The 16,046-nt window shown below is 44.2% G+C and carries 17 protein-coding genes; 10 read left to right on the plus strand and 7 right to left on the minus strand.

Going from position 1 to position 16,046, the window contains the following annotated elements; all coding sequences use genetic code 11:
- Positions 1 to 151: 151 nt before the first annotated feature.
- Both lnt and FTT83_RS13545 read right to left on the minus strand, forming a co-directional pair.
- Positions 152 to 1,711 carry an apolipoprotein N-acyltransferase gene (lnt, locus tag FTT83_RS13540; RefSeq protein ID WP_086195247.1) on the minus strand — a complete coding sequence of 520 codons (1,560 nt, stop codon included), beginning with the start codon at positions 1,709 to 1,711 and terminating at the stop codon, positions 152 to 154.
- The gene (locus FTT83_RS13545) at positions 1,708 to 2,547 is read right to left on the minus strand and encodes an HlyC/CorC family transporter (protein ID WP_086195248.1); all 840 of its coding nucleotides are present in this window, start codon (positions 2,545 to 2,547) and stop codon (positions 1,708 to 1,710) included. The genes lnt and FTT83_RS13545 overlap by 4 nt, the downstream gene beginning before the upstream one ends.
- A gap of 200 nt (positions 2,548 to 2,747) precedes the next feature.
- Between FTT83_RS13545 and tusA the strand changes: the two genes are divergently transcribed.
- A complete protein-coding gene (tusA, locus tag FTT83_RS13550; RefSeq protein WP_086195249.1) occupies positions 2,748 to 3,005 on the plus strand; it encodes a sulfurtransferase TusA in 258 nt (85 codons plus the stop codon).
- Between the two features lie 140 nt (positions 3,006 to 3,145).
- Here tusA and FTT83_RS13555 read toward each other — a convergent pair whose 3' ends face one another.
- Positions 3,146 to 4,858, minus strand: a complete 1,713-nt coding sequence (locus FTT83_RS13555; RefSeq protein ID WP_086195250.1) for an electron transfer flavoprotein-ubiquinone oxidoreductase — start codon at positions 4,856 to 4,858, stop codon at positions 3,146 to 3,148.
- Positions 4,859 to 5,042: 184 nt separating this feature from the next.
- Between FTT83_RS13555 and FTT83_RS13560 the strand changes: the two genes are divergently transcribed.
- The 5 genes from FTT83_RS13560 (at position 5,043) to FTT83_RS13580 (ending at position 9,477) form a co-directional block, all read left to right on the plus strand.
- A complete protein-coding gene (locus tag FTT83_RS13560; RefSeq protein ID WP_086195251.1) occupies positions 5,043 to 5,654 on the plus strand; it encodes a DUF1285 domain-containing protein in 612 nt (203 codons plus the stop codon).
- A gap of 48 nt (positions 5,655 to 5,702) precedes the next feature.
- The gene (gene murI, locus FTT83_RS13565) at positions 5,703 to 6,575 is read left to right on the plus strand and encodes a glutamate racemase (RefSeq protein ID WP_086195252.1); all 873 of its coding nucleotides are present in this window, start codon (positions 5,703 to 5,705) and stop codon (positions 6,573 to 6,575) included.
- A gap of 127 nt (positions 6,576 to 6,702) precedes the next feature.
- Positions 6,703 to 7,731 (plus strand): DUF4062 domain-containing protein, encoded by a 1,029-nt coding sequence (locus tag FTT83_RS13570; protein WP_180176748.1) that lies wholly within the window; start codon positions 6,703 to 6,705, stop codon positions 7,729 to 7,731.
- A 66-nt stretch (positions 7,732 to 7,797) separates the two neighbouring features.
- On the plus strand, positions 7,798 to 8,811 hold the full coding sequence (gene hemH / locus FTT83_RS13575) for a ferrochelatase (protein ID WP_086195254.1): 1,014 nt from the start codon (positions 7,798 to 7,800) through the stop codon (positions 8,809 to 8,811).
- A gap of 21 nt (positions 8,812 to 8,832) precedes the next feature.
- Positions 8,833 to 9,477: an MBL fold metallo-hydrolase gene (locus FTT83_RS13580; protein ID WP_180176749.1), complete on the plus strand. Its 645-nt coding sequence runs from the start codon at positions 8,833 to 8,835 to the stop codon at positions 9,475 to 9,477.
- A gap of 44 nt (positions 9,478 to 9,521) precedes the next feature.
- Here the strand turns inward: FTT83_RS13580 and FTT83_RS13585 are convergent, their stop codons facing one another.
- Both FTT83_RS13585 and FTT83_RS13590 read right to left on the minus strand, forming a co-directional pair.
- Positions 9,522 to 9,707 carry a hypothetical protein gene (locus tag FTT83_RS13585; protein WP_166169465.1) on the minus strand — a complete coding sequence of 62 codons (186 nt, stop codon included), beginning with the start codon at positions 9,705 to 9,707 and terminating at the stop codon, positions 9,522 to 9,524.
- 599 nt (positions 9,708 to 10,306) lie between these two features.
- Positions 10,307 to 10,492, minus strand: coding sequence for a DNA gyrase inhibitor YacG (locus FTT83_RS13590; protein ID WP_180176750.1), 186 nt, complete (start codon positions 10,490 to 10,492; stop codon positions 10,307 to 10,309).
- 84 nt (positions 10,493 to 10,576) lie between these two features.
- Between FTT83_RS13590 and FTT83_RS13595 the strand changes: the two genes are divergently transcribed.
- The 3 genes from FTT83_RS13595 to FTT83_RS13605 all read left to right on the plus strand — a co-directional run bounded on the left by FTT83_RS13595 (position 10,577) and on the right by FTT83_RS13605 (position 12,955).
- Positions 10,577 to 11,251 carry an SAM-dependent methyltransferase gene (locus FTT83_RS13595; RefSeq protein ID WP_171263157.1) on the plus strand — a complete coding sequence of 225 codons (675 nt, stop codon included), beginning with the start codon at positions 10,577 to 10,579 and terminating at the stop codon, positions 11,249 to 11,251.
- 7 nt (positions 11,252 to 11,258) lie between these two features.
- A complete protein-coding gene (locus FTT83_RS13600) occupies positions 11,259 to 12,461 on the plus strand; it encodes a TIGR03862 family flavoprotein (protein WP_086195259.1) in 1,203 nt (400 codons plus the stop codon).
- 83 nt (positions 12,462 to 12,544) lie between these two features.
- Positions 12,545 to 12,955 carry a GFA family protein gene (locus FTT83_RS13605; protein ID WP_086195260.1) on the plus strand — a complete coding sequence of 137 codons (411 nt, stop codon included), beginning with the start codon at positions 12,545 to 12,547 and terminating at the stop codon, positions 12,953 to 12,955.
- A gap of 45 nt (positions 12,956 to 13,000) precedes the next feature.
- On the opposite strand, the gene FTT83_RS13610 is transcribed toward FTT83_RS13605, so the two are convergent.
- Both FTT83_RS13610 and FTT83_RS13615 read right to left on the minus strand, forming a co-directional pair.
- Positions 13,001 to 13,612, minus strand: a complete 612-nt coding sequence (locus tag FTT83_RS13610; RefSeq protein ID WP_180176753.1) for a hypothetical protein — start codon at positions 13,610 to 13,612, stop codon at positions 13,001 to 13,003.
- Between the two features lie 13 nt (positions 13,613 to 13,625).
- Positions 13,626 to 14,408, minus strand: a complete 783-nt coding sequence (locus FTT83_RS13615) for a class I SAM-dependent methyltransferase (protein ID WP_180176751.1) — start codon at positions 14,406 to 14,408, stop codon at positions 13,626 to 13,628.
- A gap of 120 nt (positions 14,409 to 14,528) precedes the next feature.
- On the opposite strand from FTT83_RS13615, the gene FTT83_RS13620 reads away from it, so the two are divergent.
- Positions 14,529 to 15,809, plus strand: a complete 1,281-nt coding sequence (locus FTT83_RS13620; protein ID WP_180176752.1) for a hypothetical protein — start codon at positions 14,529 to 14,531, stop codon at positions 15,807 to 15,809.
- Positions 15,810 to 16,046 lie beyond the last annotated feature (237 nt).

Here is a 16,046-nt window from a genome sequence, read left to right on the forward strand (position 1 = left end):
TTCATATTGAGTTTTACAAGGCTGTTATAGCGTTTGACAAGACGCTGATCCAGACCAGAGATGTGAAATTGAAGAGCATGCTCTTCAATTTAACGCAAAGCTCGGAAATTGTGTAGATACCTATGCCTAGAAGGAGAGGGAACACTTAAAGCTAGCGCCGTGATTTAAACGACACATCCACCTTACGTGGACGGAAGCGCCAACCCAGTAGTAATAGCAATAATGACACAATCAATACTGGCCAATCACTTAAGCGCATATACAAGGTTTCGCCCTGCATGGCAGGTAGTTCACCACGAAGAATCGCAGTTTGATCGGTCGGTGCCTGTTTGACAATATGTCCGTGATGATCAATAAATGCCGTCACCCCGGTATTGGTAGCACGAATAAACCAGCGTCCATTTTCCTTGGCCCGCATCTGTACCATCTGCAAATGCTGCCAAGGTCCCGCCGTTCCGGTAAACCAGGCATCATTGGACACCGTAACCAAATAATCGCTTTGACTGGCATTACGACGGGTCAGGTTAGGATAAGCGACTTCATAGCAAATGGCCGCACCCAGCGCATGATTTTTCACATTTAACGGTTTCTGGTCGCGTGCTCCGCGAGAAAAACCGCTCATAGACGGGTCATTCTGTAATGCAGGCAGTACCCAGCTGAGCCAGCCCGATAAAGGTACATATTCGCCAAATGGAACCAGACGCTGTTTTTTATACAGACCATGCGACTCATCACCACTTGCCATAATGCTGTTGTAGTACATGGGGTGTTGTTCAACTTGTGATTCTTTTAAATCCCAGTAGGGGATACCCGTCACCCACGCTGTTCCGGTTTTATTGGCCTGAACTTTCATGGCATCCAGAAAGGGTTCAATATCAGTCTGGAACATTGGAATGGAAGATTCCGGCCAGACGATCAGATCCCGTCCCCATTCAGTCCGGCTTAAACTGGCGTAGATCATCAAGGTTTTGACCTGGTATTCGGTCAGCCATTTCAGGTCTTGCGGAATATTGCCCTGAATCAGGGAAACGGAAAGCGGTTTCTCACCTTTTTTTTCAACAAATTGAAGATAAGAAGCACCCCAGGCACCCAGCAGTAAGATGGCAGAGGGGATGATCCAAAACACACGTTTATTGATGATTTCCACCAGCGCACAGGCCAGTATAATCACCACAAACGATACACCGAAAATACCGAATAAGGGTGCATAGTTATCTAGGAAACGTTCGGTAAAGGCATAACCGACAAATAGCCATGGGAAACCGGTAAATACCCAGGTTTTAGCCCATTCGAAGAATATCCACAGCGGTGCAAAAGTCAGGGGTGTTTCCGGGAAAAAGCGGCGATAGATCCAGGTTTGCAGCGCGGTAAATAGTCCCATCACCAAGGCCATAAAGACAATCATCAGTACGCTTAGGAAAGCACTGGTATCGCCATAGACATGGATTGAGGTATACAGCCAGAAGGCACCGACAAACCACAAGCCAAAGCCATAAGCCCAGCCAATAAAAAAAGCCTGTGGAGCAGAGCGTTTACGCAGTGAAGCATAGAGCAAAGCTGGAGACAATATGGCCAGCCACCAGTAATAATAAGGTGCCAGTGCAAAACTGAATAAGGCACCTGAAAAAAGCGAAATGAAAAAGGGATAAATAAAAGGGAGCTGCTTGTGTTGTTGAGATGAATTTAACAGCTTATCAAAGTAAGTTCTCATTTACGGACAGCTCGAATCAGATGAATAGTACGTGCATCTGCTTCTAAAATGGTAAATTCCCAATTCTCAAGTTCAATCACTTGACCTTGTAAATCGCTGACTAGACCCATTTCTTGAAGCAATAAACCGCCGACAGTTTCTACTTCATCATCGGAAAAATCAGCATCTAAAACATTGTTAAAGTGTTCAATTGGTGTAAGTGCCTGAACCAGCCAGGTATTCGCCGTGTGTGGATCGTTATCGGGAATAATGTACTGGGCTTCTTCATCGACCTTGTCGTGTTCATCTTCAATTTCACCGACAATTTCTTCCAGAATATCTTCTAAAGTGACCAGACCTGAAGTGGTGCCATATTCATCAATCACTACTGCAATATGGGTCTGGGTGTTTTTCAACATCCGCATAACCTGATCGGAACGCGCACTTTCCGGTACAAACAGCGGTTGGCGCATGAGTGCGCGGATATCTACTTTAGAGGTGGGTTCGGTCAAAAAAGGCAGCAGGTCTTTGGCCAATAAAATGCCGACCACATTATCCGGTTGATCAGATGAAAAAACAGGAAAACGTGAATGTGCAGATTCCACCAGAACATGCAGAATATCGAGCAGCTGATCATCTTCTTGCAAGCTGATCATGGCGGTTCGTGGGGTCATGACCTCGCGAATTTTGGTTGCCGGAAGGTCAAGTACGCCTTCAAGCATGGCAACAGTATCGGGTTCTAAAAAACGACGTGAATCTTGTACTAATTTTAACAGTTCGTCGCGAGTTTCGGGTGCTGTACCCAGCCATTTGCGTAAGCCGCGCATGCCCCACGACGGGCCTGATTCCTCGTGCATGATCTTTCCTAAAGACGCTTAATATCTAAAAAATGTAATTTTAATCATACCGTAGAAAATACAGTTGTCTATCGCTAATCTTCATCTAAATCACAGGCAATTGAGTCAGAAAACCAGGCTATCTCCTTCATTTTCCTGTATATCACCGGACCTGTATGTTTATGCTAAAATAACCGCAGCTTTTAAACCTGAGTTTTCTGATGTCTGAACCCTCTGTTACGCCAAGCATTCAATTAAATACCCGTGGACTACGTTGCCCGGAACCGGTGATGATGCTGCATCAGGCCATTCGTAAATCCAAGTCTGGCGATGTGGTGGAAGTATTCGCAACGGATAATTCAACTTCTTGGGATATTCCAAAATTCTGTATGCATTTGGGACATGAGCTGTTATTACAAGAAGAACGTTTAGATGAAAATGGCAATAAAGAGTTTCATTATCTGGTACAGAAGGGTTAATGATTTTTTATTTAAAACACGTGATTAGAGATGTGTGATTGAAAGATTGATTCATCACTTACGACTTAAATTTTAAGTTGTTTTAATCTCTCAAAAATAAACCCGCTTTTTAGCGGGTTTATTTTTATCTTATATGAGGATTACATATTCGGGTAATTAGGACCACCGCCACCTTCTGGTGTTACCCAAGTGATGTTCTGTGAAGGATCCTTGATGTCGCAGGTCTTGCAGTGTACACAGTTGGCTGCATTGATTTGGAAGCGTTTAGAACCGTCATCATTTTCCATGATTTCGTATACACCCGCAGGGCAGTAGCGCTGCGCCGGTTCATCCCATTTTGGCAGGTTCACATTCACTGGAATTGAAGCATCGGTCAGTTTTAGGTGAGCAGGCTGGTTTTCTTCATGCACAGTGTTGGATACAAACACCGAAGACAAACGGTCAAAGGTCAACTTGCCATCCGGTTTTGGATAGTTCGGCTTAAAGTTCACCGCATCCACGGTTTTCAAGGCACTGAAGTCTGTTACCAGGTCGTGCAGGGTAAACGGTACTTTAAATACGTTCTGGTCGATAAAGTTAAACGCACCACCGATCCACTGGCCAAACTTGTGCATCGCGGGGCCAAAGTTACGCGAGTTATACAGCTCTTCTTTTAGCCAGCTGTTGTTGAACTTGTCGGTATAAGCCGTGAGTTCTTTGGCAAATAAGTCTTCACCTTCAGTCACACGCGCAACCGCCAGATCACCACCTTTTGCTACACCGGCAGCAATTGCTTCAAACACTGCTTCACCGCAGAGCATGCCGGATTTCATCGCGGTATGTGAGCCCTTGATTTTGGCAAAGTTCAGGAAGCCGGCATCGTCACCAATCAGCGATCCGCCCGGGAAGGTAAATTTCGGTAGCGAGTTAAAGCCGCCTTTGGTCACGGCACGCGCGCCATAAGAAATACGTTTGCCACCTTCCAGATACTGCTTGATCAGCGGATGGGTTTTCCAGCGCTGCATTTCCATAAAAGGATACATATGCGGGTTGGTATAGGATAGATCGACAATCATGCCTAAAGTCACCTGATTGTTTTCCGCATGATACAACCACCAGCCGCCTGAAGAGCCTGTTTCAGACAATGGCCAGCCTGCACCGTGCATCACCAGACCTGGCTTGTGTTTCGCAGGGTCGATTTCCCACAGCTCTTTGATCCCGATACCATAATGTTGTGGATCTGAATCTTTATCGAGGTTGTATTTGGCAATTAAACGCTTGCCGAGGTGGCCACGACAGCCTTCAGCAAACAGGGTGTATTTGGCATGCAGTTCATAGCCCGGAGTAAAGTTATGTGTCGGTTCGCCATCCTTGCCAATGCCCATGTCACCGGTTTGAATGCCTTTCACCGAACCATCTGCATGGTACAGAATTTCAGCAGCGGCAAAACCCGGGAAGATCGATACTTCCAGCTCTTCCGCTTTTTGACCCAACCAGCGCACCACGTTGCCGAGCGAGATAACATAGTTGCCATCGTTATGCATGGTTTTAGGCACCATCCAGTGTGGCGCTTCTTGTGATTTTTCATCCGAGAGCAGGAAATAGGTCTTGTCTTCGGTCACTGGAACATTTAAAGGTGCACCTTCTTCCTTCCAGTTCGGGAACAGCTCATTCATGGCACGTGGTTCCAGTATCGCACCGGACAAGATGTGCGCACCGACTTCAGAGCCTTTTTCCACCACACAAACCGACAGATCGTTCAGGTTGTTTTCAATTGCAAGTTGACGGATCTTGATCGCTGCAGAAAGACCGGCCGGTCCTGCACCTACGATGACGACGTCAAACTCCATCGATTCACGTTCGATGTGTTCCATGTAGGATTCCTCATATCATTAGAAGGTGGCGACCGTCATTATTCCGGTGCTGCCATGAGTGTTCTGTATGCCCAGACACAATTTTAGTATCGTGCCTTTTATATTGTGGGCTAGTATAGTTTTAAACCTTGATCTAGCCAATTGGCTGAATCATATTATTTTTCCGTCAGCAGGGTCTTTAGTCATGATTAATCAAAATAATTCACCAAATTCGACGAAAAAAGTAGCTATTGGCGATGATAAAAATTTAAAAGGCATTGCACAATACTTAAAAGATGCACAGGCCGGTCACAAAAGGTCAATCCCACCTCTGGATCAATTCAACCCAAAGCATTGTGGGGCAATGGATTTAAAGGTAAAAGCCAATGGAGAATGGTGGCACGAAGGTCAATTGATCAAACGACAAGCCCTGATTGACTTGTTCTCAACCGTGCTCTGGAAAGAACAGGGCAAAGTCTACTTAAAAACCCCGGTTGAGCAGGTTGAGATTGAGGTGGAAGATGAGCCTTTATTTGTCAATCAGGTCGACCAGATCGAGATTGATGGAAAGACCTATATTCAATTCACCACGACCACCCAGGATATAGTGATTGTCGATCAGGAGCATGCAGTTTTTATGCGTGAATATGAAAGTGAATTACGTCCTTATGTACACGTGCGTTTCGGGATTAACGCCTTAATTCAACGCTCTGCTTTTTTTCATTTAATTGAAATGGGAGAGCTGCTTGAAAATGACAAAAATGAAACCATTTTAAGCTTACAAAGTGGCGATTTTTACTTGCAATTAGGCACCTGAGGTTTAAGCTTTGATTTTCCGATTTCTTGAACTGCTGAAAGTGAAACCATGACAGCCATTCATCCTGTTTATCCTTTAATCGATCCAATGCCCAAGGCACAAGCTGATGCACCCATCGGGATTTTTGATTCTGGAATAGGTGGCTTGTCTGTAGCACAAGAAATTGCCAGACATTTACCCAAAGAACGTATTGTTTATTATGCCGATACTGCACATGTGCCGTATGGGCCGCGAAAAGATCAGGAAATTCGTGAGCTTACGGCGCATGCAATTGAATGGCTGTATCGGAAAGGATGTAAAGTCGCGGTGGTAGCCTGCAATACTGCTTCTGCATTCAGTCTGGATTATTTACGTGATCATTATGGAGAAAATTTTCCAATTATCGGTCTGGTACCAGCACTGAAACCGGCCGTTTTGCAAACTAAATCCAAAACCGTGGCGGTGCTTGCCACGCCTGCAACCTTTCGTGGTCAGCTGATTAAAGACGTCATCCAGCGTTTCGCAATTCCTGCTAATGTGAAGGTTATTCCTGTCACTTGTCTGGATTTGGTGCCCTTTGTGGAAAGTGGTGCACAGATGAGCCAGGCATGTTTAACCACCTTAAAAGAAATTTTGCAACCGGTGGTCGATCAGGGGGCCGACTATTTAGTTTTGGGGTGTACACATTATCCCTTCCTAAAACCTGCAATTCAGTCTATATTTGGTCAGAAACTGACATTAATTGACTCTGGGCTGGCAGTTGCGCGACAAACCGCCCGTATTTTGATTAAAAATCAATTGTTATTTGAGCAAGATCGAAATAATGGCTTAGCTATTGAGTGCTATGTGAGTGGCAATAATGCAGAACATTTAAAAACCGTGTTGCAGTTCCTCATTCCAGAAGATTTAACGTGGAATTTGAGCAATATGGGTGTTGAATAAGTAAAGAAATACAGCTAGTGTTCTGAAATATATTAGAAAAATATTTATATTGGGGTGTTGAATTATATTGTGATTGCTCAGAGATGAGTTTGTCAGGATATAATAAGCAATTGGAAGAGGATAACCAATGCTCGATAAGCGTTATCAGGTTTTTATTACCACTTCTGGCAGTGAAATGCAGCCGGAACGAATTGTTTTAGCTCAAACTTTAGTAGGCATGGGGTTCTTTTCCTGGGGCTTAGAACAACGGACACCTTTAAGCACCGCGTTTGCACGGCGTCAGATTGATGATTGTGACTATGTGATCCTGCTGCTGGGCAGTCAATATGGTGAACAGTCTGTGTCAGGTGTAGGTTATATGCATCTGGAATATATTTATGCAGTCACCAAACAGAAACCGATTATTGTGTTTATGCATGAAGATCCTGCCTCACGTGATGAGTCTTTGCATGACCAAAAACCTGAATTGCGCGAAAAATTTTTAGAATTCCGCAAATTATTACAGCAAGAAGTGGATCAGGTTTTTACTTACCGTAGCCTGCGTGATCTGGAAATGGCCGTGCGTTTGAACATGCCACAAATGCTGGAGCGTTATCCGGTATCGGGATGGGTTAGACCGCAAAACACCCAGGCTTTACATGATGAAATTGATCAACTGAAAGCTAAAATTGAGCAGCTTGAAACCGAAGTCGGAAAACGGGAAGTCGACCCGTTCCTGTCCTTGCCTAAAGTGTCCATGCAAGAAGTATTTTCTTTTGAATATCGTATGCATGCCTATCAAGATGGTAATTTTAAGGAACTGAAAATTCAGAAGAAGCTCACTTGGGCTCAGCTCCTGTCTATTTTGGGCAGCATGTTTGTCAATCCAACACCAGAAGAATATTTTTCCAAATGTATCAATGATTACTTGAATGATACTGGGCTGGCTGATGCCCGGGTGGAAATGCCACGTGCCCATGCCGTTGCCCGTGCACAAATTAATATTCGTGCCTTACACAGTATTAAACTGCAAATGCGTCAAAATGACTGGATTGTCCCGTCAGGCCGTGATGACCGTCAACGGATGCTCTGGCAGCTGACCCTCAAGGGACAAAAGCTACTTGAAAGTAATTTGCTTGATAATGATCGTGTTTTTCAATTTAAATCTGCATTTTAATCCATATAAAGAAAGTGCAGAAAGCTGTTAAAGTAAAGCAGTTCATTTCTATTGGAAAAAGGTCTGATGTCTTCTGCAGCTAAAACAAAAGTCACGATTATTTTGGCCAATTTGGGTACGCCGGATCAACCCACGGTCCCTGCAGTTCGTCGTTTTTTGAAGCAGTTTCTGTCCGACCAGCGTGTCATTGAAATCCCCAAGCCAATTTGGCAAATCATTTTACGGCTGTTTATTTTACCTTTTCGTCCCAAGCGTGTGGCCCATGCCTATGAAATGGTGTGGCAGAACGATTCTCCCATGCGTGAAATTTTGTTGGACCAAGTCATTGATGTAAAAAAAACATTAACAGAGCAATATCCTGAATTTGAACTCAATGTCATTCCAGCCATGACCTATGGCAATCCAGGCATTGATTCTGCCTTGAATCGCTTGTCACAGGATATTCCAGATCACATTATTTTATTGCCTTTATTTCCGCAGTATTCGGCCACCTCAACAGCACCTTTATATGATGCCCTCGCAAAATGGATTTTGACGCAGCGCAATTTGCCAGGTCTGTCCATCATTCGTGATTATTATCAGCATCCCGCATTTATTCAGGCACTGGCACACAGTGTCTGGGACTATCAGGCCGTACATGGCCAGCCAGAAAAACTATTGATGTCATTCCACGGCATCCCTCAGCCTTATGCAGATAAAGGCGATCCTTATGCCGATCGTTGCCGTATCACGGCACAATTATTGGCAGATGCATTAGGCTTATCCGAGGAGCAATGGGCCATCAGTTTCCAGTCGCGTTTTGGAAAACAGGAGTGGGTAAAACCCTATACTGATGCCTTGCTGGAAGAATGGGGCAAGCAAGGGGTGAAATCGGTTCAGGTGATGAGTCCTGCTTTCTCCGCAGATTGTCTGGAAACCCTGGAAGAATTAGCGCTGCAAAATGCTGAAATGTTCCAGTCGGCAGGTGGTGGAGAATATGCTTATATTCCGGCATTAAATTGTCGTCCAGATCATATCGCCTTGCTCAGCACACTGCTTCAGGCTAATCTTGATGGATTAAAGCATACATTCGCTCACTAATTTTTCCGAGGTTTCATTCTTATGCTGCAAGTCAAAATTGTGCCGGTCACCGCATTTCAGCAAAACTGTTCAATTGTTTGGGATGCTGAATCTAAAGAAGCCATTTTGATTGATGCAGGCGGTGAAGCGGAAAAACTACAGGCCGAGGTGGAAGCTTTGGGGCTGAAAGTAACAGCCTTATGGTTGACCCATGGGCATCTGGATCATGCCGGTGCGGTAGGTGCTTTAAGCAAGGTCTGGAATGTGCCGGTAATAGGTCCGCACAAGGAAGATGCCTTCTGGCTCGACATGATTCAGGAAGTATCACAACGTTATGGTTTTCCTGTTCCAGAAAAGGTAGAGGTGACTCAATGGCTTGAAGGTGGAGAAGTTCTAAAGCTGGGAGAGGAAGAATTTGAAGTTCGTTTTGCTCCGGGTCATACGCCGGGTCATGTGATGTTCTATAACAAAAACTATGGCCTGTTATGGACAGGCGATGTACTGTTTAAAGGGTCTATTGGACGGACCGATTTCCCGCGCGGCAACCACCAGCAGCTGCTTGATTCGATTCAACGTGAATGTTTTAGTTTGCCGGATGAAACCCAATTTATTTCCGGTCATGGTCCCTTAAGTACCATTGGTTTTGAAAAACAGCATAATCCTTTTGTAGCAGGTAAAGCGGGTTAATTTTGCCTGTTTTTTCCCTGTAAGAGATTGATGAATTCATTTCATTAATCTCGATGAAAGGGTCCACTGCGCAGCTGTTTTAATTCCAAGGCAATAATAATGGCTGCAAGCATGAATAAAATGCCAATCGCAATAATAATGCCATCATAAGTATAAATTCCAAAAATCAGCCCCACAATACTGAAGCTGACAAACAGAAAAAATAGAATTTTTAAGCACCAAAGACCCATGGGGCTCTCCTTTTTTATAGCTTTTAAAATTTATTGTTGTTCATTTTTATCGTGATGAGGCTGTTATAGCACAACTGTACTGTTTTTAAGTTTAGTTTTAAGTGTTCAATTAAGAAAAATTTTATTGCTATTCTTGTAGAAGGATTATAGTTTAAAAAGTGACTACGGGTTATTCTTTTTATCGGTAAACGAAAGAAATTTAACAGTTGTAAAAAACTGTTTTTAAGTCGTTTGTATGGGTAAATTTGAATTACGTAATGAAGAAAATAAGAAACAAATTTATAGGCACATGAACCTTTCTCTATAAAAGGCTGACTTGTATCACGTGATTTATAGTTTATTATTTTGAGGGATGAATTGTGAAGCGACTATTGATAAAAATAGCCCTGTTTATATTTACTATTCTCATGTTGGCATGTTTGGGTTTGGGGATTTATAGTCAGGATTTGCTCATCACGGCGATTGGTATCCTTCTGATTTTTTGTATTATTCTTTTGGTTTTAGAATATAAAAACATGCTTTCCAATCCATTTGACTAAGGTGGATCAATCCATTTTATCCACCTTTAGACAAGTTTTCCTGCGGATCACGCAAGACGATTAAAATTCATCGTGTTCGCCACTATTATCTGCTTGCGGTGCATCCTGAGTCGGCAGTTTATATTCATCACTGGCCCAGGCTCCCAGATCAATCATTTTGCAACGTTCTGAACAAAAAGGACGAAATTCATTGCCTTCCCAAGTGGATGGTTTGCCACAGCGGGGACACGGAAAAGTACGCGGCATGTTATTCTCCGAAGAAAAATAAGGATTCAATTAGGCAAATACAGTCGCTCTTGCTAGACTTGAGCGGATTTTTGTTAGTTTGATCTGATTATGCCAATTCGTCAATTTCAAGCACAGCGTATGCATGCGCCTCGTGATTTTCAAATGATTCGCCCAGATCCCGTTTGTGTGGAAATTGGTGCCGGTAAAGGTAAACATGCCTTACTGTTTTCAGCTCAAAATCCTGAAAAAAAATTGATCGCCATTGAGCGCACACGTGAAAAATACCTGGCCATGCAAAAACAGCATGCTCTGGAAGGACAAAAGAATTTACAGGCGATTCATGCCGATGCCATGCCGTGGATTGTGCATGCCTTATTGCCTGCTCAAGTACAGCAGTTTTTTATTCTCTATCCGAATCCCGAACCGCATAATCCGGCGCAACGCTGGTTAAACATGCCATTTTTTGAGTTTCTGCTGTCACGCTTACAGCCGGGTGGTACCGTCACATTGGCCAGTAATATTCCTGAATATATTGCAGAAGCACAGCAGCAGTTGATTGAAGTCTGGAAATTGCCTTTTGTCAAAGAAGTGATTCCAGCTACATCGGCGCGTACCCATTTTGAAATTAAGTATCTGCAGCGTGGTGAGTTGTGCCAGCAACTGATCATCAGCAAACCTGAAAGCTACCCGACACGTTTTGATGAGTTTATGCCTTTACAAGGGCAAAATTCGGTTCAAGCGGGAGCAGCAGAAGCTGATATTAAAAACGCTGAATGAGTTGGTTATGAAAAAGCGTGTTGCAATTATTGGAGCGGGCCCCGCCGGTTTAATGGCCGCGGAACTGTTAAGCCAATATGGTTATCAAATTCATGTCTATGAACAAAAGCCGTCTGCCGCACGCAAGTTTTTGATGGCGGGTAAAACCGGGCTGAATATTTCCCATGCTGAGCCAATCGAGCAATTTATCCAGCGCTACGATCAGGCAGAATGGCTCGCCTCTTGGGTAAAAAAATGGGATGCGAACTGGATTCAGCAATGGATGAAGGGTTTGGGGATTGAATCCTATATCGGCTCATCAGGACGGGTGTTCCCGGTAGAAATGAAGGCGGCCCCTTTACTGCGTGTCTGGTTGAAACGTCTTGCTGAACAGGGTGTGATATTTCACTATCGCCATCAGGTCTTGAATTTAAACGGTCAGCAATTGTGTATCCGGGATTTAACCACCCAGCAAGACAGCCAGCAGGTTTTTGATGCCATCATTATGGCTTGTGGCGCGGTATCCTGGTCGCAACTGGGTAGTGACGGCGCATGGCAGCAATGGCTGTCTCAGGGCGATATTGAAGCCTTTCAGGCCAGTAATGCCGGGGTAGAACGTATCTGGTCCAAGTTTATGCAGCCGGTCTTTGGCCAGCCTTTAAAACGTGTAGAAGCCTGGGTAGAGGGTCAAACTAAAAGTATGGGCGATATTGTGATTACCCATTATGGTCTGGAAAGCGGGTTGATCTATAAGCAAGGGCGTGCACTGCGTCAGCAAGTGAAAAATGGTCAGGTCATGCAACTGTATCTGGATTTGCTTCCCGATCAAGGTATTGAGCAATTGGCGACAAAATTACAGCCAAGTAAAAAGCAGTCGTTGAGCAATGTCTGGCGTAAGGCAGGACTGGATGCAGCCAAAGCCAATCTGGTACGTGAACTGGTTAAAAAAGACGTATGGAACGATCCGCTGGCTTTAGCCCAGCAGATCAAGCATTTGCCTGTTGTTTTAGTGGGATTCCGTCCGATCGAAGAAGCGATCAGCTGTGCGGGTGGCGTAAAACGCGATGTTCTATCGGAACAGTTGCAATTGAAGTCCAATCCGCATGTGTTTTGTTGCGGCGAAATGCTGGATTGGGATGCACCGACTGGAGGCTATTTGCTGACTGCCTGTTTTGCGACAGGTCGTGCTGCAGGCGAGGGTGTGCATGCCTATCTGGCTGCACAAAAATAACAGTGCATCATGCGGCCAGTTTTGAACTGTGATTTAAAACCTGCTAAGTTGCAGATTCAATCCTTATAAAAAATGCAGCAGTTATGTCAGAACAAAAGCGATATACAGGAAGTTGTTTGTGTGGCGGTTTGCGCTATGAAATTCGGGGCGAAATTGGCGACATCGTGCAATGTCATTGCCAACGTTGCCGTAAGGCCAATGGGACGGCCTTTGCCACCAACGCTCCAATTCAAAAAGCCGATTTTCACATTGTGCAAGGTGAACATTTACTGAAAAAATTTCAGTCCACCGAAACCACACAGCGCTGTTTCTGTAGCGATTGTGGCTCGCCGATTATCAGCATTAAAACTGATACGCCCGATCTGTATCGCCTGAGAATAGGCACGCTGGATACACCGTTGCAGCAAAAGCCGACGCAACATATTTTTGTGGCCTCCAAGGCCGAGTGGGATACCATCTGTGATGGTCTGCCACAATATGAAGAACGACCTTAGTCATACTGAAACTAGTGATTAAAAGACTTTTTTACACACAAAATTTTAATAGCCAGATTCAGTTATCCCGGATTTGGCTACTTCAGCTTTTTTTGTTTCGGCTTGGTTCATGTCCGGATATTGTGATTGCCAGTGTTCCAGCTGTTCCTGAGCATGTAAAAATTCACCCAGGCCTTTGGCTTGATCTGCTGAATTTTTAATGGGTTCTGCTTTTTTATCTTTGTGCTCATCATAAAGCTTGGCTTGAGCTTGCCAGTATTCCGCCATCAGCCCCTGAATATAGCGCCCTTGTTCAGTCTTTAAATCCAGTTGTTTGAGCATGTTCAGGGCAGACTGGATATTGTCACGTTTACGGTTGTAGGCAAATTCCTTTGTTAGCGAACCGTTCTCTTGCATTTTCACCAGTTCATCTTCCATTTCATCGCTCATTTGGGTAAAACGCGTGTCAAAGTCAGTCAGCATGGCGATATCATGCGGATCATCCGGGGTTTTTTCAAAGGCTTTCACCGGTTCGGTAATCAGCTCCTGCATCACTTTATCTTCAGATTGAACTTTATCATTTGGAGATGGAGTACCGTCACGGTCATTACAGGCCGTCATCAGTACACTTGAGCACAGTAAAACAGGAAGAGCAAAATGTTTGAATTGACGTTGCATCATGATGGTTCCTTTATTTCTGATCGAGTGTTTTAAAGTCATAGGCATAGGTCACATAGGGGAATGCGATTTCATCTTGAGGATGCTTGCCTGTATACTCTAAAACGATCTGTTCAAATTCAGCTTTTAACTGCTGCTGTTCATGTGCTGACATGGCGGCAATAAAACTGGTAGAGAGCAGGCGTTTGGACACCACCTGTTCCACAGTGCCGACATGTTGCTGCTGAAAAGTTGCGGTATTTTGTAATTGAAACAAGGCTTGCCGTTCAAAGACCTTTTTCCATTGACCGCTATGATAACGTGGCGTATTGCCTTCCAAAGGCTCAATACGGTCTGCCAGTGCTTTGACCCAGTCGACCTGAACATCGCGCTGATTCCAGATTAGGGCCAGATGTCCGGCCGGTTTGAGCGCTTGATGAATTTGTGTTAATGATTCAAGATTGGCAAACCAGTGAAAGGATTGTGCACAGACCACAGCATCTATACTATGGGCGGTTAAAGGCAGAGATTCACTCGACGCCTGTAGTGTTTTAATGTCGGGATAGGCGTGTTGCAATTGTGTCAGCATGGCCTGAATCGGCTCAATGGCAATGATGTGTGAGGTCAGCTGTTTTAAGTAAGGTAAGAATTTGCCAGTACCTGCACCCAGATCAACCACCTGCGACTGTTCACCCAGTTGGAGCTGATCACGTAGCCAATTGACGATGTCTTGTGGATAACTCGGACGAACTTGTTGATAAAGTTCAGCGGCAGAACTGAAGCCTTTTTGAGCAGCAGGATGAAGTGATTGTGTCATATTTTGCGCTTTTTAATCTTCATGGCATCTATAAAATAACATATTCGCTTTTCGTAAATAGGCAAGGTGTCTATTTGTAGCATTGATTCTGATAAAGGGCCGATTTGCTTCGGTGTGGAAATGGATAAACACATTATTTTTGAAGACGAACAAATTCGTGCAATCTTTCTGAAAGGCTCATCGGATGAACTGATTTTTTCTTTTGGCGATTTAATTACCCGCGCCAAAGGACTGTCGATTAATGCGGAAAAATCACTGCATAAGTATAACTTTAACGTGATTGGCATTATGCCGAAGCAGAAATCCTGGTTTCCTGAAAGTTCGATGCGTGAGATGTTTGCCCAGATTCAGGAACTGATTGCACCGTTTAAAACCCGGATTGGCTATGGTGGTTCCATGGGCGGGTATGCGGTCATCAAGTATTCCAACCTGCTGGATTTAAAGCGCATAGTAGCGCTGGTTCCGCAGTATTCCATTAATCCTGAAGAAGTCGAAGACCCGCGCTATAACATGTTCTTTCATCCTGAACAGAATGCCCATATGTGCATTCAGCCTCAGGATGTTGCAGCGGAACGTGAATATATTGTGGTCTATGACCCTTACTGTCCGGAAGACCGTGCGCATTATTTAAAACTTGAACAGGTGCTGCCAAAAATTCAGACCCTGAACCTGCCTTTTACCGGACACGATGCCATTGCGGTACTGGCCAGTTCAGAATTGCTGCATGACTTTTTATTGCATGAGTTTGATGCCAGCTATTTTTATCGCAAAATCCGTCAGGTGAAAAAGAACAGCAAGTTTTACTATCGTAAAGTCATTGAAAACCTGTTGCCCCGACACCGCAATGCCTTAGGGGCCATTCTGGTCAATAATGATTTGCAGCTGGACAGCCAGTTTTTTGATGCCAAGTTAAAGAATAATTTACTCAGGGAATTGCTGCGCAATAAACAGGTCAGTCAGCAAGATTTACTGAAACTGGGCATACAGGTCAATTTGCCGCAGGAAAATCGCAGTCAGTTACTGGACTGTTTTGGTCATGGTCTGGTATTTAATGTGATTAGCCAGAAGATTGAAAGCTATGCGGCCAGCGCCATCGCCCTGAATCATAAATTTCTGATGCCGATCTTTGCCAAGGGCAGTGGACTGGTTCATATTTCAATGAATGACGAACGTTTTATCGTGGCCATGAATGACCGGCAAGTGATGAAACTGTTCAGGGAACAGGAAGCTTTAGCCGCTGGGATGCACCCCTTGGTCATTAAAAAATATAGTGATTTTTATCTGCTTAGTTATAAGCATTTAAACCTCAGTAATAACGAATATGGCAGTCATGAGTTTGTGGAAGATGCTCCTGAAACTGCGCAATTTGTGACACAGCCTGACCCGTTATCTGCGCTATAGACTATTGATTCGGGGTTGAGCATGCACCCCAATTTGTTTTAATTTTGATCACTTGCTTTATCTTTAAATCGGTCTAAGATAGAACGGTAAGGCAAGTTCTCATGACTCAAATATGGCAGTCATGAGTTTGTGGAAGATGCTCCTGAAACTGCGCAATTTGTGACACAGCCTGACCCGTTATCTGCGCTATAGACTATTGATTCGGGGTTGAGCATGCACCCCAATTTGTTTTAATTT

This window comes from Acinetobacter sp. YH01018 (assembly GCF_013420295.1).
Classification (GTDB): Bacteria; Pseudomonadota; Gammaproteobacteria; order Pseudomonadales; family Moraxellaceae; genus Acinetobacter.